Here is a 22,530-nt window from a genome sequence, read left to right as displayed (position 1 = left end):
AGCGGCGTCGGGGCTACCCGCCCGGGGTGTGGTATGACGACGAACACCTGCGATATCGCCATCGTTGGCGGCGGGCCGGTGGGTGGCCTCGCCGCCTGCACCCTGGCGCGGGCGGGCTACGCGGTCACGCTGTTCGAGCGCGGCGCACCGCCGGCGCCGGACGCCCACGCGAATGACACCCGCGGCTATGCCCTGGCGGCCGGCTCCGTGCAGTTCCTTGACGATCTGGGCTACTGGGCGCCGCTGGCCGAACGGGCGACCGCGATCCGTTCCATTGTCGTCAGCCGCCGCGGTGGCCTGGGGCGCGTCCACCTGAACGCGGCCGATCACGGCCGCCACGCCCTCGGCCAGGTGGTGCCGGCCGTCGCGCTGGAGCCCATGCTGGATGCGGCCTGCCGTGACGCCGGCGTGGACGTGCGCCACCACTCGACGCTGGCGGGCGTGGGCGAGGTGACGGACGGCCAGCGCGCACTGCGCATCCACGGCGCCGAAGGCGAGAGCGCCTGGGCCGCGCGCCTGATCCTGGCCGCCGACGGCATCCAGTCGCCGACCCGCAAGGCCCTGGGCCTGCCGGTGAACCGCCTGCGATACGCCGCGGATGCCCTGGTCTTCGATGTCCTGCCCGCGCGGCCGCACAACGGCCAGGCCTTCGAACGCTTCACCGACGAGGGCCCGCTGGCGCTGCTGCCGCAGGCGGATGGCCGGATGAACGTCGTCTGGGTGGCCCCGCCGGAGACCTGCGAGCGCCGCCTGGAACTGGACGAGGTCGAACGCCTGCGCGAGCTGCAGGCCCGCTTCGGCTGGACCCTGGGTCGGCTGCGCCCGGCGGGCCGCGTGGTGCGCTTCCCGCTGGAGCGGGTGCATGCCCCGGAGCCGGTCGCGGACCGCGCGCTGCTGCTGGGCAATGCCGCGCATGCGGTGCACCCGGTGGCCGGGCAGGGGTTGAATCTCGCCCTGCGCGACGTGGCGAGCCTGCTGGGGGCGCTGCGCGAGGGGCGCGGGCAGGGCGGGGCGCCCGGCTTTGTCGCCGACCCCGGCGCACCCGCAACCCTTGCCGCCTATGCCCGGGCCCGGCGCGGTGACGTGAACGGCGTGGTGGCGGCGACCGACTTCCTTGCCCGCGGCATGCTGCACGCGGCAGGTCTGCGCGGGCATGCGCTGGGCAGCGGGATGATGGCCGTCGACCGCCTGCGTCCGGCGCGTGACCGCCTGGCACAGGCGGCGATGGGCCTTGGCCCGCTGCCGCGCCATACCGCACGCCATCTCGCCCGGCCGGACGCAGGGGGCGGGGCATGAGCGCGTCCGGTTCCCGCGACGTGCTGGACCTGCTGGTGGTGGGCGCCGGCGCGGTTGGTGGTGCCATCGCGCTGGCCGCGGCCCGCCAGGGCCTGCGCGTCGGGCTGCTGGAGCGCGCTGCCGCGCCCACCTTCAGCGACGCGACCCCGGTGACGCGCGTCGCCACGCTCAACATCGCCTCCATGGAGTTCCTGGCCCGTCTGGGGGTGCAGGACGCCCTCGAGGCGCGCCGCGCCCATGCCTTCTCCGGCATGGCCGTATGGGATGGCCACGGCCCCGGGCATATCCGCTTCGACGCCGACGAGCTGGGCGTGCCGGCGCTGGGCTGGACCGTGGAGCACGCCGCCCTGGAGGCCGCGCTGTGGACCGAGCTGGAGGCCGCTGGCGTGGCCCTGTGGCCGGAAACGGAATGGAAGAGCCTCGATATTCGGCCGGATCGGGTGGATCTCTACGGCCCGCAACATGTGCCGCTGGCCTCCGCCCGTCTGGTGGTCGCGGCCGATGGCGCGCAATCGCCCCTGCGCACCCGCATGGGCATCCCGGTGCGCGAGCAGGACTACCACGCCCGCGGCGTGGTCGCGACCGTGACCACCGAGCGCCCGCATGAGGACACCGCCTGGCAGCGCTTCGTCGACGACCAGATCATTGCCTTCCTGCCGCTGGCGGACGGGCGTAGCTCCATCGTCTGGTCCCAGCCCGAACACCAGGCCGCCGACACGCTGGCGCTGGACGACGCCGGCTTCTGCCGGGCCCTGGAGGCCGTGATCGACCACCGCCTGGGGACGATCACCGCCACCTCCAAGCGCGCCAGCTTCCCGCTGGTAGCCCGCCACGCCCGCGACTACCACGCCGGCCGCGTGGCCCTGGCCGGGGATGCCGCCCACACCATCCACCCGCTGGCCGGGCAGGGCCTGAACCTCGGCCTGGCCGACGCCCGCGCCCTGGTCGAGCGCCTGCACGGCCCCGCCCGCCGCGACCCGGGGGCGGAGACCGTCCTGCGCGCCTACACCCGCGACCGCCGCAGCGAGAACGCCTTCATGCAGCGCGCCATGGACGGCTTCCGCCTCGTCTTCGGCACCCACGCCGCCGGCCTCCCGGAACTACGCGGTCTCGGCATTCGCCTGGTCGATCAGGCCACCCCCCTCAAGCGACGCCTCGCCCTGCGGGCTTTCGGCCTCGACTAGGTCTTTCCGGATCCGTCGTAATCAGGCCCGGGGTGATGCGATTCGCTTCGCCCATCACATCGACGCCACGGAAGGAGCAGGACCCGCCCCTGTGGGAGCGGGCTTGCCCGCGAAGCCCCGCAAATGCCGGACAGGGAGTCCGACCGTAGGATGCGCTGAGCGCAGCGAACCGCATCATGGCGTCAGCGCCACGTCCTCATCGACCTCTGGCACACCGCCATATCCCCACCACGCCCGGTCATCCTGCCCGCACGCCGAGTCCTCTCCGCACGGCGGTCCATTCAACCCGGTCATCCCGGCCGTAGCGCAGCGAAGAGCCGGGATCTCCAGGCATTGGGGTTCCCCGAACGTGCGAGATCCCGGATAACCGCTGTGCGGTTTCCGGGATGACGGCGGCGGGTGGCCGAGGCGCCTTGCTCGAAGAGAACCCGAGACGATTCCTGCACATCGTCATCCCGGCTGCGCTTCGCCACCCCTGTCATCCCAGTCGCGGTTCGCCACCCCGTCATCCCGGCCGGAGCGAAGCGAAGAGCCGGGATATCCGGACGAACCCCGGCGCATCAACCACACGCAAGCCCAGCGTAGGAACGGCCCTGGCCACGAAGCTCCGTCAAAGCGTGATCGGTGCAGACTGGCCTCCTCCCGAGGGCGTTCCCGCAACCCATTCCCCTGTCGCGTTTCCGCAACATCCGCCTCACGTGACTGGCTGAAAACGACCGCGTTGCAAAAAAACAACGTACGCAACACAGTATCCATCGGCCTGCGGGGCCATGCAAAATGCCCGTATGGAGCAAATCGCGAAAAAATAAGTAAAACCTGATCCAGCCATCGCCTTGCTCGGCACCGAAAAGGCAAGGTAATGCTAATGGACCCGCCGATTCAGAAGGTTGCGATACATCTCGCGCCTTTCTGTAGCCTGTTCCCGCAAGCGGTTGATCTTTCGAAAGCCGCCCTGGGTCACGTTTGCCACGCTACTGTGGCAATTTTTTCTCGCCGAGGGGTTGAAAAGAGACACCGTGGTGTATATAAAACACCTGTCATTCGCGGCATCGACCGTGGATGCAGGCGTGAAAACGAACACATACCTCTCCTGGGAGATACGCAACATGAAAAAACAGATTCTCGCAGTCGCCGTTGCCGGCGCCTTCGCAATCCCGGCCCTCGCCTCGGCCGAAACCAGCACCACCCTGTACGGCCAGATGCACGCCGGTCTGACGCACTGGAATTACGATAACCTGGACAATGAAGAAGACATGACCGATCAGGGCCGTACCCGTATCGGTGTGCGCTCCAGTACCGACCTGGGCAACGGCATGAACGCCTTCGCCCGCTTCGAGTGGTCCGCATCCCCGCACCTTGGCGGCAGTGGCCTGGGGCGTCGCCAGAGCCACATCGGTATGGATGGTGACTTTGGTCAGATTGCGATCGGCTCCTTCCATTCCGTGCACAAGCAGCATGGTGGTACAGGTTGGGATCCGTTGGTCACCACCGAACTGCAAGCCCGCCGGACGGGTGGCATGGCTGGCGGTAATTTCGGTACCAACTCCTTTGTCGACAAGGGTATTCAGTACAAGAGCCCGCAACTCGGTCCGGTGACCCTGACCGCCCAGACCGGTTTCAGCGACAATAATGCTCCTGGCCGTCAGGGAGATGGCACCGACCTTCAGATGGGCGACTTCGCGCTGGGCGCGCACGTTGATTTGGGCGCATTTGAGCTCATTGCGGCCTACACCAAGCTTGACGAACCGTTCAGCACCGCTCCCAACGATGATGACGTCAACTGGAAGGTTGGTGGCCGTTGGTCCGATGGTCCCTTCTCCGTCGCCTACCAGTATGAAGACATCGGCATCCTGAGCAGTGGTGGTGGTGCCGCCCGCATTGACCACGCCATGGGCGTTGGCAATCACATGACCGTGACCGATGCCCACAAGCATCACTATCTCGTGGGTACGTACAGCATGGGTCGCAACAACTTCGTGCTGTCCTTTGGCCACCTGGACGCCGATTCCAGTGATCAGGATGTGACGACTGTTACGGGCGCGGTGGTACATCGCCTCAATAGCGCGTTCCGGGTCTACGCGGGTCTGCAGCACATGGACCTGGATTCGAACATCGGCGACGACCAGATCAAGGTCTCGGCTGGTGCGCGTTTCGACTTCTAAGACGCGGTCCTGAATCGCACCGATCCGGCTCTGCCGGGTCCATTGAGGCGCTGGACGCAAGTCCAGCGCCTTTTTTTGTGTCTGGCTATCAGGTTCCAGGTGCCGGCTGAATCCGAAGGTAGACCCCGAGCGCGTTATGGATGTGCGTTAGGCGGGATCGTGTACGCCATGTGTACGCCATGGGGTCTACGCCATGAGGTCAGATCTTGCCTTTTGCGCCATGGGGTCAGATCTTGCCTTTTGCTCCCCAGCTATTATGAATATCTGTGGCTGATAGGATTGCTTTACCGGGGATGGCGATAATCGTTTCGTATGGTTTTCATGGACGAAAACAGGAGAGCAGGGATGGCGCGACCTTTGCGACTGGAGTATCCAGGAGCGGTGTACCACGTGACGGCGCGGGGTGATCGGCGAGGCTGGATTGTGCTGGATGACGTAGATCGTCGGACGTTTCTCGAACGCCTGGGGAGGGCGGTGGAACGGTACAACTGGACGTTGTATGCCTACTGCCTGATGGGTAACCACTACCATCTTCTGGTAGAAACCCCGGATGCCAATTTGTCACGCGGTATGCAGTGGCTGAATGGGGTATATACCCAGAACTTCAATCGCCGACATGGTCGAGTGGGGCATGTGTTCCAGGGGCGGTATAAAGCGATTCTGGTGGAGCGAGAGGCCTATCTGCTGGAACTGTGCCGTTACATTGATCTGAATCCCGTCCGTGCCCATTTGGTCCTGGATGCCGAAGAATGGCAATGGAGCAGCTATCGCGCGACCCGCTGCCTGGATGCGGCACCGGGATGGCTGGCCGTAGACCAAATTCTGGCGCTATTCGGTGCGGGCGATACCCTGTCGCGGGCATCCGCGTACGGGGAGTTCGTCCGTCAGGGCGTGCACATGCGTTCTCCCTGGGAAGGGCTGAGCGATCAGCTCTTTCTGGGCTCCGAGGCGTTTGTGGAACGGCATCGGAACCGAATCCCCGAAGATCTCGACGAGGTGGTTGGCCGACCCGCGCGCCCGCCAGCTCCAAGGCTGGAGTATCTGGCCGACCGGCATTCACGGGACGAGGCAATCACTCTCGCATGGTCGAGCGGTGGCTATACGCTGAAGGCGATTGGCGATTACTTCGGGCTGCATTACTCGCGGATCAGCCGGATTGTGTCTGGTGGGGCAAAAGGCAAGATCTGACCCCACTGTGCACACGGGCTGCATTACTCGCGGATCAGCCGGATTGTGTCTGGTGGGGCAAAAGGCAAGATCTGACCCCACTGTGCACAAAGGCAAGATCTGACCCCACTGTGCACACTGGATTGTGTCTGGTGGGGCAAAAGGCAAGATCTGACCCCACTGTGCACACTCGGCCATGGCTGCATCCACATAATGTATAGACATTGTTTAAACAACTGTATCACTCCGGTGTGGAAGCGCGCCAGACCGTTGGCCTGCCCGTTGGGTGGTCGATGCCCCGCAATTGAAGGTGCGTTTCGCGGGGCTCAACGCACCCTACGCGGCAACCCCTATGCCGTAGGATGCCGATGAGCGAAGCGAATCGCATCATAGGGGGTTGGCTAACGGACCGGATCGACGCGGAGTTCGAGGGTGAGGGTGTCGCGGTCGCGGGTGGTGCGGCGGGAGGCGAGGCCGCGCTCGGTTGTGGCGGTTTCGCTGTGGACGCCGCCGAGGGTATGCCAGGCGCCGGGCTCCAGAGTGAGCTGGGTGTCGACGGCGTCGCGGTCCACGGCGCCACGCGCGAGCGGGCGTTCGTGGAGCTGGGAGATGGCCACGCGCACCCGGCCGTCGGGCTGGACCTGGGGGCGCACGCGGAAGCCGCGAGCGGTGTCCTGCAGGAGAGGTTCGACGCCGACACCGGCGCGGCCGTGGATGATGCGGAAGCCGGCGGTGCGGGTCTCGCCGACCAGGATGATGGCATCGGTGCCTTCGCGCAGGCGCAGGTGCTGGGTCTGATCGTCGCGCCGCGTGGTGCGCAGGCGCTGGGTGGTGATGCGCCCTTCGGTACCGTCGGGGCCGCTCTCGAACTCGAAACCGCTGCCGCGTTCGGTACGCGGGGCGTCGCTGTGGCGGCGCACGGAGAGAATGAGGTCCTGAACCGGTGTATCGAGTTCGGCGACGAGCTCGCGGATCTGCTGGAGGGTACGGGCGTCGGCGCGCACCAGCAGGCGGAAGCCATCGCCGCGCAGGGTGGCGGTATCGCCGAACAGGGGCTGGAGTTCGGGCAGCAGACTGTGGGCCGGGCGGTGCTGCAGCGGCAGGACGGCGACCTCGGCATGGGTCTCCCGTGCCGCCGCGACGCCGGGTAGCAGTGTGCTGGCGCCTAGCGCAAGGGCGGTCCGCAGGAGTTGACGGCGGTTTGCCATGAGATGCAGATCAGACGAGGAGGCGGCGGAGTTCGACGGCCTCATCGCTCAGGCTCCAGTGCGCTTCGAAGTCCTGGACCGCGCGCTGGGTGCCGGGACGGTCCTCGACGTCGCCGCGCAGGACGCGGCGCCCGCCGGCCTGGGTCAGTTGCATCCAGCCGCTGTGGTCGGCCATGGCGGTGACGGTCAGCGGGCTTTCCTCCGTGGCCTCCAGCCGGCGCACCGAGACGGCGCTGGGCAGGCGCTTGATGCTCTCGACCAGGCTCGGGAGTTGGTCCTTCAGGGCGAAGTCGTCGTCCACCAGCAGGCGGATGTCGGTGTGGCGATGACGGCGGGCGATGCCCGCGATCTCGGCCCCGAGGTCGGTGCCCGCGATCTCGGCCAGGAGGGACACACGGGCGTGGAGCCAGAGGCGCCGGCGGGTGGCGGCCAGGAGTTCGGCCAACAGGGCCTCGGCGTCGATCAGGGTCGGGTCGCGTTCGGGGGTGGTCATCGGCGCCTCGCTCGGGTGCTGGGTGCTCTTCTCAGGATAGGCGAGTGCGGGTGGGTTCGCATCTGTGGGTAGGCGGGTGGTTTCGCCGGTGGCTCCGGGACCCTGCTGGCCTCGCGAGCATCTTGGCAGGTCGATTCGCGGGCAAGCACGCTCCCACAGAATCCCTCGCAGGATGCCGATGAGCGTAGCAAAACGCATCATGGCGCATGTGCCCCGAGGTGAACGGTGCGTTTCGCAGGGCTCAACGCACCCTACGGTTATGGATATAGCGGATTCGCGGACAGACCGGGGTTCGGGCGGCTCCACGGTTGGTGGGGCTGCGGGACCGGGCTGTGGATGCGGTGGAGCATGCGGCGGTGCGGGATGCCGGCGTCCTCGAAGGTGTCACTGATGACGAAGAAGTCGTGGCGCGCATAGAAGCCGATGCGGCTGTTCTGGGCGTTCAGCCAGACCTCGCGCCAGCCGTGGCGGGCGGCGGCCAGGAGGGCGCAGTCCAGCAGGCGCGAGCCGATGCCGTGCCCGCGCCAGGGTTTGCGCACGGCCATGCGGCCGATCTGGCCGGAGGGGAGCATGCGCAGGGTGCCGACCGGTTCGTCCCCTGGCCCGATGGCCAGCCAGTGCAGGGCGGCGGCGTCCAGACCGTCGAACTCCAGGGCCTCGGGCACGTCCTGCTCCTCGACGAAAACCTCGCAGCGAACCAGGGACAGTGCTTCGGCGTCGGCAGGCCAGGTGGCCTCCCGGAAGGTGATGCGATGTTGCATGGCAATCCTCCTCCGGAACACTGTGAGGGAGAGCTCCTGTCCGTCCGCGTGGCGACGGATTGATGAGGGGCTCGCCGGCCTTCCTGGCGCTGGGTCCCGGACGGAAGAGTCTAGTCCAGGTTGAAGGAATGTTCCTGTGAAGGGTTTCGCGGATCGAGGTCTGCGTGGGTGTTTTGCCCCGGATCGAGGGGAACGCGTCGCCGTCATTGCGAGCGTAGCGCGGCAATCCATGGGAGCGGCCGGTGGCAGGCCGTAGAGATCGCCGCGGCGCTTCGTGCCTCGCGATGACGGGGCTAAGGCACGGGGTGTGAATGATGGCCGGGTTGAGGGCGCGCGGGATGCGTGAGTTCAGCGTTGGCCGATCAGGGTATCGCGGAAGCGCTGCGACAGGGGTTCCTCCGGGTGCAGCCAGATTCCGAAGTAGGCCTCGGCGAAGTCACGGCCGGGCACCTCCACCAGGGGTGTGCCGTTCTGCAGCAACCGCGTGCCGCGGCCCGGGCGGTATTCGAGCGCGTAGCGGTCGCCGGACTCCATGTCGCGGTAGGCGGCGTTGAAGGTCTCGAGTCGGTCGGATAGGGCCGCAAGGGCTTCCGGGCTCTGCTGGTCTTCGAGCAGGCGGTTCCCGCTCTTGCGGAAGTCGTCGGCGCTGATGGCGCGCAGGTATTCCAGTTCCAGGCGCTTGGGCACGTCGGCCGTCAGTACATCGTCCGGAGCGACGTCTTCCGGGACGTAGAACGCGCCGACGTAGACGCGAAAGATGGTGTAGCGATAGAGCCGCCCGGCGCGTAGCGGGACGGTCGTGTCGTCGATGGTGACCGAGTCGGCAAAGCGGACGCCATCGATCTCGGTCGTGGCGCTGGCGGGTGCGACGGTCAGGAACAGTGCAAGCAGCAGCAGGGATGCGAGCAGGGTCCCGCGGCGGGTGGCGTGGGTATTCATGGGGTGGTTCCTCCGGGTTGGGCTGAAGGTGCGGCGTGTTCGCGCGCGTGGATGCGTTCGCGCAGGGCGTGCTGGGCGGCGGCGTCGATGGGGAAGCGCCAGATCAGGCCCATCGCCGCGAGCTTGAACAGGACCGGGAGGCCGGCGTAGGCCAGCGCCAGCACGAGCAGGGCGGTGGGGCCGTTGCCACCGTCGGCCGAGAAGCCGGCCAGCCCCAGCAACGGGAAGCTGATGCCGACGGCCAGGGCCAGGGCCAGCTTGGTGGCCATGCCCCACAGCCCGAAGAACAGTCCGGCGCGCTCGCCGCCGCCGTCGGCGGTGTCCTGGTCGATCACGTCGGCCTGCATCGCGGCCGGCAGCGCCAGGTCCACACCGAGGCTGAGCACGGTCAATACGGTGATGGCGTAGAACGCGAGTACATCGCCGGAACCGAGGAACGGGACCCAGATGAAGAAGGCCGATGCCAGCAGCATCGAGAGCGTCCACACCCGGTGCTTGGGCAGCCGGCGGGCGAGGCGCAGCCACAGGGGCAGCGCGAGGATGCCGGTGGCGAAGTAGACCAGCAGCAGTGGGCCGGCGTGGCCGGGGGCCTCCAGCACGTGGGTGATGAACAGCAGGAACAGGGTGGCCGGGATGGCGTTGGCGGTGCCGTTCAGGACCCAGGCGAGGACCAGGCGGCGGAACGGCTGGTTGGACCGCAGCAGGATCCAGCCGGAGCGCCAGGGCACCGGCGCCAGGCGCCCCGGGCGCTCCGGCACCCGCCAGAGCAGGACGACGAAGGCGATCGGCAGTAGTACCCACAGCAGGACTGCAAGGGTGGCCAGCGCCGCGCCGGCATCGTCCTGCAGGCCCAGGACCGCGGGGAGCGCGGCGGCCGTCACCGTGCCCAGTACGACAAAGCCCTCGCGCGCGGCGGTGATGCGCGAGCGCTCGTGGTAGTCGCCGGAGAGCTCGGCACCCTGGGGAAACACTGATCAATGTGCATGTTCGCGTTGGTGTCCCATGTTTTCCGAGACCAGGCGCGGTGCGCAGCCGGTAGTGGTTCTACCGGCAAGGGCCGCAACGCAGGATCGGGGAACATGGGGCACCAACCCCACAAGCCATTGAAAGACGGGGCTCGGCCGCTTTTGCGCGCGCACGGCGTTGCGGCTCCCTTGTGCAGAGTGACTGCACGGCAGTCGCCGCGCCTTGTTCGCACGCAAAAGCGACTCGAGCGCGAACATGCACATTGATCAGTGTTTCCCCAGGCGGCATAGGGCAGGGCGACCAGTGTCCAGCCGAGGTAGACCAGGGTGCTGAAGAGCAGCAGATACCAGGCGCCGGCATCCGCCGGCGGGCGGAACAGGAAGGGCGCGGCAATCAGCAGCAACGGGACGCCTGCAAGCATGACCGCGCGCCGCCGCCAGGCGCCGGGGATGCGGTCGGACAGATGCCCGATGAGCGGGTCGGTGACGACGTCCAGCAGCCGTGCCAGCAGCAGGAAGACGCCGACCAGGGTAACGCCGAGGCCGGTGTGCTCGGCATAGTGGGCGGGCAGGAAGACATACAGCGGCAGGCCGAGGACGGCCAGGGGCATGCCCAGGCCGCCGTAGGCCAACAGCCGCGGCCAGCGAAGGGTGTTCACTTCATCGGGTCACGGGGTCGTCGCCCGGCGCGGCGGGCTGGACGGGGCTTTGCAGAACCGCCTGCATCAGGTTCACGCGGGCGGTGTCGAAGCCGACCTCGCAATAGGCCAGGTAGTAGCGCCACATGCGCAGGAACGACTGCGAATAGCCCAGCGCCTCGATCACCGGCTCCGCCTGGCGGACCTCCCGGTGCCAGTGGCGCAGCGTGCGCGCGTAGTCCTCGCCGAACAGGGCCTGGTCCTCGACCGTGAGCCCGGCGCGCTCGGCCTCCGCGTTGAAGCGCGGGACCGAGGGCAGCATGCCGCCGGGGAAGATGTAGAGCTGGATGAAGTCGGCGTTGCGGCGGTAGTACTCGAAGGCGTGCTCGGCGATGGTGATGACCTGCAGCGCCGCGCGCCCGCCCGGGCGCAGGCAGTCGCGTACCTTGGCGAAAAAGGTCGGCCACCACTGCTCGCCCACGGCCTCGAACATCTCGATCGAGACCACGTGATCAAAGGTGCCCTGCAGATCGCGATAGTCCTGCAGACGCAGCTCCACGCGGTCGCTCAGGCCGGCGCGTTCGATGCGGGCGCGGGCATAGTCGAGCTGCTCCTGCGAGAGGGTCACGCCGGTGACGCGGTAGCCGCGCTGCGCCGCCATCTCGGCAAAGCCGCCCCAGCCGCAGCCGATCTCCAGGATGTGCGCGCCGGGCTCGGCGTTCAACTGATCCAGCAGGCGCGTGTACTTCTGCGCCTGGGCCTGTTCCAGGGCCTCGTCGCCGCGGGTGAACAGTGCCGATGAATAGCTCATCGTGCGGTCCAGCCACAGGTTGTAGAAGTCGTTGCCGAGATCGTAGTGGAAGCGAATATTGGCGCGGCTTCCGCGGCGACTGTTGCGGTGCATCCAGTGGCGCATGCGGTCGATGGCGCGCTGCCATGTCGGGCGCTCGGCCATCGGCGCCAGGGCCTGTTCGTTGTCGGTGGCGAAGCGCAGCAGGGTCTGCAGGTCGGGGGTGATCCAGTCGCCACTGATGAACCCCTCGGCGAAGCCGATATCGCCGTGGCGCAGCAGGCGCAGGATGGCCCGCCACGGGCGGCGGAAGTGCCATACCGCCTCGACGCCTGCCTTGCGTCCACGCAGGGTTACGCGGTCACCCGAAGGGCCGATCAGGGTGACCTGCCCGGTGTCGATGTCCTTCAGGGAGCGGGCAATCAGGCGCAGGGCCCAGTCCGCCCGGGTCGTGTGTTCCTGGCGGGTGTCGAGGTGGTCGAGGGCCATTAGTCAATCTCCTGTGCGGGGGGTGCGGGCCGCGGGTGATAGCGCCCGCCACGCCACCAGATCCGGATGGCCTGCCAGTGAATCAGCGGCAGGATCTTGAGGGTCATCCAGGGCTTTTTCAGGAAGGCAGCCAGCAGCGCGCGGTCGCTGAACGGGCGCAGCCGGCCGTGTTGGGTGGCGACCAGCATCAGCTCCTGGTCCTGGTATTCGTTGATCGCGATGCGCAGCGATGCGCCGGACTGCAGGCGTGGCGGCGTCAGGGTGAAGGCGTAGCGCGCGTGCATGTCGATGAACGGTGAGACGTGGAAGGCCTTGTTCTTTTCCTGGCGCACGGGGAGGGCCATGGGGGCGCCGTTCTTGTGCAGCAGGTAGTGGTGGTGCTCGCCGAAGGTGTTGCGCACCTCCAGCAGGATGGCGCGCAGTTCGCCGTCGGCATGCCGGGCGTACCAGACACTGAGCGGGTTAAAGGCGTGCCCGAGGACGCGCGGCATGGTCAGTAGGTGAATCGGGCCACCGGCCAGGTCGATGGCGTGTTCGGCCAGGTGGGCCTCGATCCACGGGCGCCAGGGGCGCCCGTCGCGTGGGCCGTGGTCCCGGGTGCGCAGGCTGAACAGGTTGAAGCGATTCAGCGAGAACAGACGGCAGCGCCGGGTGGTCTCCGCCAGGCGATCGATATCGAACAGCGCGCTGGTTACCGGGTAGCGAAAGCGATATTGCTGCGGAAAGAACCGCTGGTGCAGCACCGTGCCATGGACCAGGGCGGCGTCCATTCACGCGCTCCGGGATTGCGCAGGCGGCGCGTGCGCCGGTGCCGCTGCGCCGCCGTGAATGGCGGAGCCCGGTTGGCGGGCGGTCTGCATGGGGGGGTGCGCAGGGCAGGACCAGGGCGGTTCGATGCCCAGCGATCGCCCGATGGAAACGGCCGAGCGCAGCCCGTCCTCGTGGAAGCCATAGCCCATCCACGCACCTGCGAAGTACAGGTTGTTCTCGCCCTGGGTGGCCGCGAGGCGCTGGCGAGCCTTGTCCGCCGGGGTATCCATGACGGGATGTTCCCAGTGCTGTTCACCGAGCACGTGGTTCGGGTGCGGCTCGCGCCAGGGGTTCAGGCTGATGATGTAGTCCTGGCGCCGTTCCAGGCGATGCAGGCGGTTCATCCAGTAGGAGACCGAGACGCTGTCGCGCGCCTGGGTGGAGCGCCCGGAGAGATAGTTCCAGGAGGACCACACGCGGCGCGAGCGGGGCATCAGCGCCGGGTCGCTGTGCAGTACCGCGCGGTTGGGCTGGAAGCGGCAGGCGGCGAGCAGACGCTCGCGCGCCGGGTCGGCCTTGTTCAGCAGCCAGCGCGCGGTGTTGGCGTGGCAGGCGAACACGACCGCGTCGAACCCCGCTGCCTGATCGTGGGTCAGGACCCGCCACCGGTCGGCATCGGGGATCACTGCGCGCACCGGTTGGTGAATCACGCTGCCGGGTTCCAGGCGCTCCGCGAGCCGCTGGACGTACTCGCGGCTGCCGCCGACCACCGTGCGCCACTGCGGGCGATCACGCAGATCCAGCAGGCCGTGGTTGTGGAAGAACTGCAGGAAACTGGCGGCCGGGAACTCGCGGATCTCCTCGGGCGGGCAGGACCAGATCGCGGCCGCCATCGGCAGCAGGTAGTCCTCGGTGAAGCCGCGGCCCAGTCGGTGTCGGGCGAGGAACGCGCCGAGCGTGCCCTCCGGGCTTTCGCCACGCTCGAACAGGCCCTTGCCCAGGCGGTTGAAGCGCAGGATATCGCGCGCCATACGCAGGAAGGTCGGGCGCACCAGGTTGCGGCGCTGCGCGAACAGGGTGTTCAGATCGGAGCCGGCATACTCGACGCCCGCGGGCTGGCGCGAGTAGCCGAAGGACATGTCCGTATCCTGGGTGGGGACGTCGAGTTCCGTGAACAGGCGGGTGAGCAGGGGGTAGTTGCGCTCGTTGTAGACCACGAAGCCGGTGTCGATGGCCGTGTGGCCCTGCGGATCGGGTACCTCCACCGTATGGGCATGGCCGCCGAGCTCCGGTTCCGCTTCGAACAGTTGGACCTGGTGCCGGGTCTGCAGAATCCAGGCGGCGGACAGGCCGGCGATGCCTCCGCCGATGACGGCGATGCGCGAGCGTTGCATGGTGGTGGATCTCCGGGCCGCAGGGCGATGTACATCTTATACAATAACTGTACAATCTTTGTAAATGGTGGCGGTAAAAAGTTCCCCGGCTTCCAATAGGAGGGCGGTATACCGCGAAACAGGTGCAGCGGGAGACGCGGATCGTGAACACAGATAACCAGGCGCAAGTGGGCGCCCCCGAGTGGCCGGCAGAGGTGCGCGATGCACTGACGACCCACGAGATCGTGGGCATCACCTCCGGACTGTCGGATTTCCGGGATGCCGAGGCGCTTCTGAAGGCGACGGCCCCGGGGCGCTGGCAGCGGCTGGAGTGGGGCATGGGCTCGGCCCATAACCGTGAGCAGTTCCATGCGTTGCAACAGGCCACCGGCGCCGCGGTGCTGCCGCTGTTTGTGACGCGCGAAGGGGTGATCGGCGGCCTCCCTGAACTGCGCGAGTACCTGGGCCACCGGGCCTTGCAGGCGCGCGGCGAGGGCGCGCGCCCGGATACCCCGGCACCTGCATTGCAGGTGCTCGGGTACGCCGGGCTGCTACCCTTCGCGTTCTTCGGCATCGGGGCCTGGATGGCCCAGCCCGAATGGCAGGTTTTCGCGCTGGAGGCCCTGGCGCTCTATGGTGCGGTGATCCTGTCGTTCCTGGGGGCGGTCCACTGGGGCATCTATCTGGCGGATCGGCAGCACCGGGTGGGTCCGCTCTCGGCGCCGGTGTGGGCGGTGGTGCCGTCCGTCCTGGCCTGGCTGGCGGTGCTGCAGCCGCTGCCGCAGGCCTTGATGACGTTGGCAGTGCTGTTTCTTGGGGTGTGGTGGGTGGACCGGCTGAGCCTGCAGCGGCGGGCGTTGCCCCGTGGCTATCTCGGTCTGCGCCTGATGCTGACCGTGGGCGCGATGCTGGCCCTGGCCTCCGGCCTCGCGGTCACCATCGCGGCCTGAGCAGGAAAGAGGAAGAACGCGAGAATGAACGAGAACAAGGAACCATCGATGAACGCAGATGCCCGCATGGCCGACGAGCCGACGGCCACCCCTGCCTCGGGCCAGCCGCTGGCCGCCCCGGAACAACTCGCCGAGCACTACCGCGAGATTCTCGCCGGGCTCGGCGAGAATCCGCAACGCGAGGGCCTGCGGGACACGCCGATGCGCGCGGCCAAGGCCATGCAGTATCTGACGCGTGGCTACCAGCAGGACCTGGACACCATCGTGAATGATGCGCTGTTCTCGTCCGATAACGACGAGATGGTCCTGCTGCGCGATATCGAGCTGTACTCCCTGTGCGAGCATCACCTGCTGCCGATTATTGGCAAGGTGCATGTCGCCTACCTGCCCGATGGCAAGGTGATCGGCCTGTCGAAGATTGCCCGCATCGTGGACATGTTCGCCGCGCGGCTGCAGATCCAGGAGAGCCTGACCCGCGAGATTGCCGAGGCGCTGATGCAGGTGACGGGGGCCAAGGGGGTTGGCGTGGTGGTGGATGCCAAGCACATGTGCATGACCATGCGCGGGGTGGAGAAGCAGCACTCCTCGATGGCGACCTCGGTGATGCTGGGCGCCTTCCGCGAGGACGGCCGAACCCGGCGCGAGTTCCTGAACCTCATCCGCGGCAGTCGCGACTGAAACCCCGACCGGGCGGCGTCGGGCGCGTTCAGCGCAGCGGGATGCTGAACGAGATGTAGTTGACCCCGGCCATGCGCATGTGGCGAACGTCCTGCGCCAGGCTGTTCAGCAGGTAAAGGCCCAGCTCGCGCAGCGATTGTTCGTCGCTGGCCGTCCACTGGCGTGCCTCGCGCAGCGCGGCCTCGTCGACCTCGGCCGCGGCGGTGCGATCGATCATTTCCACCGCCAGCGTCTCGCCTTCGCGTTCCAGACGTACATCGACCGGCCGGCTGCGTCCCGGCTCGCGGGCTGCCTGCTCGGACAGATGCATGAAGACCTCCTCCAGGGCGATCTGCAGTTTGACCGATTGCTTTTCCGGCAGGCTCAGGCTTTCGCCGAATTCCTGCGCCATGGCATGGACCTGTGGCAGGGAATCCGCCTCGGGCTCGAAGGTCGCGCGTCGATGCGGGCGGGGCCGCAGGTTGAAGATCATGCTGAGTGCCACCGCCACCGTGCCGCCGGTGGAGACGCCGTTATTCAGAAACGGGCTCAGCGCCTCCGGGATCAGGTGGTGAAAAAACAGTTCGTTCTGGAAGATGAAACCCGTCGAGAAGGCGACACCGATGATCAGCCCGCTCTGGTAGTTGAGGCCGTCCTGGGCGCACAGGCGGATCCCCGCGACGAACAACAGGGCCAGCAAAATGAGCAGGAACGCGCCGAAGACGGGGCCTGGCAGCGAGATCATCAGCATGTTGAGCTTGGGAATCAGCGCGATCAGCGCGAGAAAGGCGGCGAAGTAGTAGCCGACCCGGCGGGCGGCCATGCCGGTCAGCTCGATCGAGGAGACGCCAATGCCATAGGTCGTGTTGGGCAGTGTGCCCAGGCTGCCGGCGATCATGTTGCCCAGGCCGTCCGCATACAGCCCGCCGCGCACGCGGTCGTGGTCGATCTTGCGCGGGGTGCGGTAGGAGTTGCGCTGCGCGACCTGGGTATCGCCAATGGACTCCACCGCTCCGACCAGGGTCACGATCGCGAAGGTCAGAAGCAGCGTGAACCAGGTGGGCGAGAACTCGAAATAAAAGCCGGGCCATTCCAGCGGCGGCAGGCCGAACCAGGCGGCCTCGGTGACCTCCGAGAAATCCGTGACGCCGAAGATCATCGCGACCACGATCCCGGAGCCCAGTCCCATGATGGGCGCCCACAGCCGCAGCAGGCGTCCGCCGAAGACCGCCACGAGAATGGTGAACCCGAGTGTGAACAGGGCCACCACCAGCGCCCGCCAGGTCCCCTCGTAGTCTCCTTCACCCTGCATCATGTCGGCTGTGGTGGGGATTACGCCGAGCACCACCAGCATGATCACGACCCCACTGACGGTGGGCGTGATGATGCGGCGGAATAGCCCGAGATAGCGCGCGAACAGAAACTGTACCGGGGCCGACAGCACTGCAAGGGTGCCGACCAGCGCCATGCCGCCGACCAGGGCGGCCTCGATGCCCACGGCCAGGTAGGCGGTCGAGGTCCCCATGAAGATCAGGTAGCCCGATCCGATCGGGCCGACGCGGCGGACCTGAATCAGTGTGGCAAGCGCGCTGCCGATGAGGGCGGCGAATACGGTCCACTGGGTCGCGGCCAGATCGAGACCGATGGCGCGGGCCAGGATCAGGGGGGCGATGATGATGGCCGGTGCGACCAACAACAGGCTCTGCAGCGCACTGATTGTGCATTTGACCGGAGGCGGGTGATCGTCCACCTCATAGATGATCTTCGACTGGGAAGCTTCGGCCACGGTGCCCCCTGGGCGCGGTTGGCGAAAGCGCGCAATCATAACAGCCACGTGGTGTCGGGAGCCCAGGAGGTTTTGGTTGGGCGTTGCCCGCGAGTCGTTGGGGACGGGCAACCAGACAAAAAAAGACCCGGCGCAATGGCCGGGCCCAAGATCGTTCAGACACCCGTGTGATGGAGGGTTGTGATCTGAACGGCGGGTCATCGGCTGCCGTTGCCACGAGCCGATGATTTCCGCAACTTGTATAAGTGGACAGGCGGTGTGGAAACAGGTTCCTGCCAGCGGCTGAAAGAGTGTGGTGGCTGTCACATTTTCAGATGGGCACGGCGATCCCGCCGAGGTTCATTCATTTTTCGGGTTCTTTGTGGAGGCGTGATGCGCGGTCTTGAACAGATCCCCTGGCTGTATGACGGCCTGATGGCCGGTGCCGATCTTCTGGGGCTGCGCCGCTGGCGACGGCGTCTTGTCGAGGGCGCCGAAGGCCGGGTGCTGGAGGTCGGGTGCGGGACCGGGCGCGATCTGCCGCTATACGCGGATCCGACGCAAGTGATCGGCATGGATCCGGACCTGGCCGCGCTGCGGAGGGCGCGACGCCGTGCGCCGGCGGTCCCGCTGGTGGTGGCGAAGGCCGAGGCGCTGCCATTTGCGGATGGGGTGTTCGATAGCGTGGTCTCCGGCCTGGTTTTCTGCAGCGTCCAGGACCCGCCGCGGGCCCTGGGCGAGGTGCGCCGGGTGCTGGCAGACGGCGGCGCGTTGCGCATGCTGGAGCATGTGCGCCACACCCGCCCGCTGCTGGGACGGGCCCAGGACCGGGTGCAGCCGGCCTGGACCTGCGTCACTGGCGGTTGCCATCCCAATCGCGATACCGAGGCCGCGGTGGAGCAGGCCGGGTTCTGCATCGAACCCGAGGATCGCGTGGCCCGTGGCGTGATGCGGCGCTTTGCCGCGCGGGTCTGCCGAGCGCCCGAAGATCCTCCTGCCGGGCGCAACGCCGGGAAGACTGATTGAAGGTCGAGGGCCTTGTTCACCACGAAGGGCACGCAGGCGCGAAGAAGGGGAAGGATCGGCGACGAGAGTTCCGGTGCTGATCGTCGTTCGTGCAGTTGTGCGTTGAAAATTCTCCCGCGTGCGAAAAAATCGTGCATGGAGGCTCAAGTCTTGCGGGATGCGGCCGTCACCGGGGGCAGGTCCGTCTTCCTGAGCGCTGGCGGGCCTGTACATTCAGATTCCGGGAGTACCAGGATGGACGCAAGCGCGATTGCCGCAATGGCCACCCAGCAAAGCCAGCAGCAGCTGGCCATGCAGAAAGATGTGGCCCTGCAGAAGAAGGCGATGGAGTCGCAGGAGATGGCCGCTCAGTCGATGCTGGAGGCACTACCCGACATTGGCGAGATGCAGGCCGCCACACAGGGTCTGCCGGCAAACGTGGGCACCAACATCAATACGACCGCCTGACGCCCCCCAGTCCTTTCGCCCTGCAAGGCCCCGGCGCGTTACTGCCCGGGGCCTTTTCGTTTCCTGATTAGCAACGAGCGTCAGCCAGGCTCAAGGCCCGTGCGGGCCCGGGTCTCCAGGCGCCTCCTACATCGTCCTCCCGGAATCCGCGCAGCGGTTATCCGGGATCTCCACGGTATGAGTGACCCGTACGTTGGGGCTAGAACGGCGTGTGGAGATCCCGGCTCTGCGCTGCGCTACGGCCGGGATGACGCGGAAGTATTTTGGTCCCGGGTGTCGGAGCCGCTGTGTCCGGATGCCCCCGTACCCCGCGATCACGCGGTCTTCCATCCAGAGCCGTCGCGCCCTGCGCGGCAGGCCGGGAGCCTGCCATGCTCCGTGCCTTGGGTGCCCTCTGTGGTTACACGCCCCGGTGTTTCCTTCGTCTCTTTGAGTGCTTCGTGGTGAACCCATTCAGGCGGCCGTCCGTTACTGCCGCTGCGCCTCGAACTCGATCATCAGTTCGACCTCGTCGCCAACGATGTCGCGGGTCAGGCCGTAGGTCATGCCGAAATCGGAACGATCGAAGCTGCCACGCATCGACGCCCCCAGCACGTACGGGCGGCCGAACAGGCCACCCAGCGGGAACGGGTAGCGCCCGACCTTGTTGATGGTCACGTCGAGATGGATGGTGCGGGTCTCGCCCAGCAGCTCCAGGCCGCCACTCAGGCGCCCGGTGTTCTCGCCGGTGGGCTGGTAGCGCGTGGCGGTGAAGCGCATCTCCGGGTATTCCTCGACGTGCAGGAAGTCCTCGTTGCGCAGGTGGTCGTCGCGTTCGGCGTGGTTGGTGAACACGCTGTCGGTCTTGATGACGAAGAAGCCGCCCTCCAGCTCGCCCGAGTCCGGGTCGAAGGTGAACTCGCCCTCGGCCTCCAGGAACATGCCCATGACCTTGGCGTAGCCGGCGTGATCGACCAGGAAACCGACTGCGAAGTGGTCGGGGTCGATGACCCAGCGGTCGGCATCGGCCAGGGCTGCAGCGGGCAGGGCGAAGGTTGCGGTCAGCAGGCAGGTCAGGAGCGCGGAGCGCAGGCGGCTGGAAAAGCGGTGGTTGCGGGCGTCAGTCATGACACACCTCCGGTCGGTGGCGGTAGAGCCAGTGGATATCCACGGCAAAGGACAGGCCGAGGGCCAGCAGGCCGGTCAGGGCAATCGTGATCGCGGCGCTGGCGGGCAGGCCGGGGATCAGTATCAACAGCAGGACTACGGTCTGCAGCACACAGACGGTCTGGCGGCGGCGGCTGGGTGGCAGCGCCCCGGCCAGCCAGGGCCAGGGGCGGGCGGCCAGCACGAAGGCATAGCGCATCAGCCCGATCAGGATCACCCAGGGGCCGACTGCGGTCATCTGCCAGGCGAGCACGGACAAAGCCAGGATCATCGCTGCGTCCAGTTCCATGTCGAAGCGGGCCCCGAATGCGGTGGCGCTGTCGGTTCGCCGCGCGACGGCCCCGTCGAGCCCGTCCAGCAGCAGCGCCAGACCCGCCAGCGCAATCACCCAGAGGGCCAGCAATGGGTCACCCGTGGCAGGGGGGACGAATACCAGGGCCCCCAGGGGTGCGGTCAGGGCGGCGCGCAGCAGCGTGACCCGGTTGGCCGGGCCGGGGCCACGCCCGTCCCGGGCCAGTCCGTCCGGGGGGGTGGTGGTGGCGAGCAGGGCGCCGAGCATGAACCAGAGCACGACAAAGCCGATGATTGCGTGTGGGCCCAGTTCGGCGTGCAGCATCAGCGCCGCCGTGACGACCAGGCCCAGCAGGCCGGCGACGAGCCCGTCGGCCGCCCAGACGCGGAGACCGGTCCGTATCCGTGCCGCGGAGCAACGTTTGGCGGTGGATGATTCCATGTGGGGATTGTAGCCCTCCGTTGGAGGTCTCCGGGGCCTTGCCTTGCGACCACGCCGCGCGCCGGGAGTTGCCGCTTGGAATGCGCTTCGCCCACACTGCGCGGATGATGACGCCGCCTTGCACCCTGACCTTGCAGTGCCTCCGGTGAACACGCCAGCTCCCGAACAGGCCTTCTGGGTCGTCCGTCCCGGCACGGGCGAACTGCGCCCGGAGGCACTGGCGGAGCCGGTGTCGGGGGAGGTGCGGGTGCGCACGCAGTTTTCCGCGATCAGTCGCGGGACCGAGTCGCTGGTCTTTCATGGCCGGGTCCCCGCGAGCCAGTATCAGGCGATGCGCGCGCCATTCCAGGCGGGCGAGTTCCCCGGGCCGGTCAAGTACGGGTACATCAGTGTCGGTACGGTCGAGGCGGTGGGCGAAGGGGATGCGCCGCTCGGGCAGCGGGTGTTCTGTCTGTATCCGCACCAGAGCGCCTACGTCGTTCCCGCGGACGCGGTGGTCCCGATCCCGGATGCGGTGCCCGCGGAGCGCGCGGTGCTGGCGGCCAACATGGAGACGGCGATCAACGCGGTCTGGGATGCGCACTCCGGTCCGGGGGATCGCATCGCCGTAATCGGGGCGGGGGTGGTCGGGCTGCTGGTGGCCTGGCTGCTGCGCGCGATCCCCGGCACCGAGGTGACGTTGATCGACCCCAACCCCCAGCGCGAGGACGTGGCGGCCCGGCTGGGGTTGAGCCTTTGCACCCCGGACGCGGCGCAAGCGAATTCGGACCTGCAGGGCCTGGACGGGGTCGTGCATGCCAGCGGCAACCCGGCCGGGCTGGAGCAGGCGCTGGCGCTCGCCGGGGTCGAGGCCCGGGTGGTGGAGATGAGCTGGTACGGCGATCAGCCGGTGCCGGCGCCGTTGGGCGAGGCCTTTCACTCGCGGCGGCTGACGTTGCGCAGCTCGCAGGTCGGACGCATCCCGCCGGAGCGCGCGGCGCGCTGGGACTATCGCCGCCGCCTGGCGCTGGCGCTGTCGCTGCTGACCGATCCGGCGCTGGATGCCCTGATCAGTGGCGAGGATGCGTTCGCCGACCTGCCGACGGCAATGCAGCGTGTCTCCGGGCCCGAGGCCGAACGCACGCTGTGCCACCGGATTCGTTACTGACCCCTTTTCCGTTCAATTTCGACCTGCGGGGAATTGCCCGATGTACAGCCTGAACGTCCGTGATCATTTCATGATCGCCCACAGCTTTGCCGGCGAGACCTTCGGCCCGGCCCAGAAGCTCCACGGCGCGACCTACGTGGTCGACGTGACCTTCCGCCGCAAGGCACTGGATGCCGACGGGCTGGTGGTGGATATCGGCCGCGCGAGCGAGGTGGTCAAGGCCCTCCTGGGCGACCTGAACTACCAGAATCTGGACGAACGTGAGGATTTTCGCGGCCAGAACACCACCACCGAATTCCTCGCCCATGAACTGCACCAGCGCGTGGCGCGCGCCATCCATGCCGGCGAGCTGGGCGAATCGGCCCGCGAGCTGGACGCGGTGTGTGTAACCCTGAACGAGTCGCACGTGGCCTGGGCCAGCTACGAGGCGGCACCCTGAGCCGA

General features: G+C 67.4%; 20 protein-coding genes and 2 pseudogenes. 10 read left to right on the top strand and 12 right to left on the bottom strand.

What is annotated here, in order from left to right:
• The first annotated feature begins 33 nt into the window (after window positions 1–33).
• From TVD_RS09970 to TVD_RS09955, 4 genes are all read left to right on the top strand, one after another.
• Window positions 34–1,296: an FAD-dependent monooxygenase gene (locus tag TVD_RS09970; protein WP_047251528.1), complete on the top strand. Its 1,263-nt coding sequence runs from the start codon at window positions 34–36 to the stop codon at window positions 1,294–1,296.
• Window positions 1,293–2,480 carry an FAD-dependent monooxygenase gene (locus TVD_RS09965; RefSeq protein WP_047251527.1) on the top strand — a complete coding sequence of 396 codons (1,188 nt, stop codon included), beginning with the start codon at window positions 1,293–1,295 and terminating at the stop codon, window positions 2,478–2,480. Before TVD_RS09970 ends, TVD_RS09965 begins: the two co-directional genes overlap by 4 nt.
• An 887-nt stretch (window positions 2,481–3,367) precedes the next feature.
• Window positions 3,368–4,642 (top strand): porin, encoded by a 1,275-nt coding sequence (locus TVD_RS09960; RefSeq protein ID WP_156167544.1) that lies wholly within the window; start codon window positions 3,368–3,370, stop codon window positions 4,640–4,642.
• 345 nt (window positions 4,643–4,987) lie between these two features.
• On the top strand, window positions 4,988–5,830 hold the full coding sequence (locus tag TVD_RS09955) for a transposase (protein WP_047251525.1): 843 nt from the start codon (window positions 4,988–4,990) through the stop codon (window positions 5,828–5,830).
• Between the two features lie 380 nt (window positions 5,831–6,210).
• On the opposite strand, the gene TVD_RS09950 is transcribed toward TVD_RS09955, so the two are convergent.
• The 9 genes and pseudogenes from TVD_RS09950 to TVD_RS09915 all read right to left on the bottom strand — a co-directional run bounded on the left by TVD_RS09950 (window position 6,211) and on the right by TVD_RS09915 (window position 14,236).
• Window positions 6,211–7,062 carry a secretin N-terminal domain-containing protein gene (locus tag TVD_RS09950; protein ID WP_047251524.1) on the bottom strand — a complete coding sequence of 284 codons (852 nt, stop codon included), beginning with the start codon at window positions 7,060–7,062 and terminating at the stop codon, window positions 6,211–6,213.
• Window positions 7,028–7,510 (bottom strand): DUF7931 domain-containing protein, encoded by a 483-nt coding sequence (locus TVD_RS09945; protein ID WP_047251523.1) that lies wholly within the window; start codon window positions 7,508–7,510, stop codon window positions 7,028–7,030. The genes TVD_RS09950 and TVD_RS09945 overlap by 35 nt, the downstream gene beginning before the upstream one ends.
• Window positions 7,511–7,767: 257 nt before the next feature.
• Window positions 7,768–8,271 carry a GNAT family N-acetyltransferase gene (locus tag TVD_RS09940; RefSeq protein WP_047251522.1) on the bottom strand — a complete coding sequence of 168 codons (504 nt, stop codon included), beginning with the start codon at window positions 8,269–8,271 and terminating at the stop codon, window positions 7,768–7,770.
• Window positions 8,272–8,619: 348 nt separating this feature from the next.
• The gene (locus TVD_RS09935) at window positions 8,620–9,210 is read right to left on the bottom strand and encodes a chalcone isomerase family protein (protein ID WP_047251521.1); all 591 of its coding nucleotides are present in this window, start codon (window positions 9,208–9,210) and stop codon (window positions 8,620–8,622) included.
• A pseudogene (locus TVD_RS09930) lies at window positions 9,207–10,169 on the bottom strand (MFS transporter); the annotation flags it as partial. The pseudogene TVD_RS09930 and the gene TVD_RS09935, both read right to left, overlap by 4 nt.
• 284 nt (window positions 10,170–10,453) lie before the next feature.
• Window positions 10,454–10,834: pseudogene (locus tag TVD_RS14615) on the bottom strand (MFS transporter); the annotation flags it as partial.
• A 1-nt stretch (window position 10,835) separates the two neighbouring features.
• The gene (locus TVD_RS09925; RefSeq protein ID WP_047251520.1) at window positions 10,836–12,092 is read right to left on the bottom strand and encodes an SAM-dependent methyltransferase; all 1,257 of its coding nucleotides are present in this window, start codon (window positions 12,090–12,092) and stop codon (window positions 10,836–10,838) included.
• A complete protein-coding gene (locus TVD_RS09920; RefSeq protein ID WP_047251519.1) occupies window positions 12,092–12,862 on the bottom strand; it encodes a DUF1365 domain-containing protein in 771 nt (256 codons plus the stop codon). The genes TVD_RS09925 and TVD_RS09920 overlap by 1 nt, the downstream gene beginning before the upstream one ends.
• The gene (locus TVD_RS09915; RefSeq protein ID WP_047251518.1) at window positions 12,863–14,236 is read right to left on the bottom strand and encodes an NAD(P)/FAD-dependent oxidoreductase; all 1,374 of its coding nucleotides are present in this window, start codon (window positions 14,234–14,236) and stop codon (window positions 12,863–12,865) included.
• A gap of 122 nt (window positions 14,237–14,358) precedes the next feature.
• Here TVD_RS09915 and TVD_RS09910 point away from each other — a divergent pair, with 122 nt between their 5' ends.
• Both TVD_RS09910 and folE read left to right on the top strand, forming a co-directional pair.
• Window positions 14,359–15,165 (top strand): DUF3429 domain-containing protein, encoded by an 807-nt coding sequence (locus TVD_RS09910; RefSeq protein WP_205622074.1) that lies wholly within the window; start codon window positions 14,359–14,361, stop codon window positions 15,163–15,165.
• Window positions 15,166–15,189: 24 nt separating this feature from the next.
• On the top strand, window positions 15,190–15,843 hold the full coding sequence (gene folE / locus TVD_RS09905; RefSeq protein WP_018937905.1) for a GTP cyclohydrolase I FolE: 654 nt from the start codon (window positions 15,190–15,192) through the stop codon (window positions 15,841–15,843).
• A gap of 28 nt (window positions 15,844–15,871) precedes the next feature.
• Here folE and TVD_RS09900 read toward each other — a convergent pair whose 3' ends face one another.
• Window positions 15,872–17,608, bottom strand: coding sequence for a uracil-xanthine permease family protein (locus TVD_RS09900; RefSeq protein WP_026331161.1), 1,737 nt, complete (start codon window positions 17,606–17,608; stop codon window positions 15,872–15,874).
• Between the two features lie 372 nt (window positions 17,609–17,980).
• On the opposite strand from TVD_RS09900, the gene TVD_RS09895 reads away from it, so the two are divergent.
• A complete protein-coding gene (locus TVD_RS09895; RefSeq protein WP_047251517.1) occupies window positions 17,981–18,613 on the top strand; it encodes a class I SAM-dependent methyltransferase in 633 nt (210 codons plus the stop codon).
• A gap of 234 nt (window positions 18,614–18,847) precedes the next feature.
• Window positions 18,848–19,060: a putative motility protein gene (locus TVD_RS09890; RefSeq protein WP_018937902.1), complete on the top strand. Its 213-nt coding sequence runs from the start codon at window positions 18,848–18,850 to the stop codon at window positions 19,058–19,060.
• Window positions 19,061–19,528: 468 nt separating this feature from the next.
• Here the strand turns inward: TVD_RS09890 and TVD_RS09885 are convergent, their stop codons facing one another.
• Together TVD_RS09885 and TVD_RS09880 are read right to left on the bottom strand one after the other, a co-directional pair.
• Complete coding sequence (locus tag TVD_RS09885) at window positions 19,529–20,167, bottom strand: YceI family protein (RefSeq protein WP_019628597.1); 639 nt, start codon at window positions 20,165–20,167, stop codon at window positions 19,529–19,531.
• Window positions 20,160–20,939, bottom strand: a complete 780-nt coding sequence (locus TVD_RS09880) for a CDP-alcohol phosphatidyltransferase family protein (protein ID WP_047251516.1) — start codon at window positions 20,937–20,939, stop codon at window positions 20,160–20,162. Before TVD_RS09880 ends, TVD_RS09885 begins: the two co-directional genes overlap by 8 nt.
• Before the next feature lie 136 nt (window positions 20,940–21,075).
• Between TVD_RS09880 and TVD_RS09875 the strand changes: the two genes are divergently transcribed.
• Entirely contained in the window at window positions 21,076–22,086 is a 1,011-nt protein-coding gene (locus TVD_RS09875; protein WP_047251515.1) for a zinc-dependent alcohol dehydrogenase, read from the top strand.
• A gap of 40 nt (window positions 22,087–22,126) precedes the next feature.
• Window positions 22,127–22,525, top strand: coding sequence for a 6-pyruvoyl trahydropterin synthase family protein (locus tag TVD_RS09870; RefSeq protein ID WP_018168524.1), 399 nt, complete (start codon window positions 22,127–22,129; stop codon window positions 22,523–22,525).
• Window positions 22,526–22,530: the final 5 nt, after the last annotated feature.

Source organism: Thioalkalivibrio versutus, from assembly GCF_001020955.1.
In the GTDB taxonomy this organism is placed as follows: domain Bacteria; phylum Pseudomonadota; class Gammaproteobacteria; order Ectothiorhodospirales; family Ectothiorhodospiraceae; genus Thioalkalivibrio; species Thioalkalivibrio versutus.
This window is presented reverse-complemented; position numbering and strand designations above follow the sequence as displayed.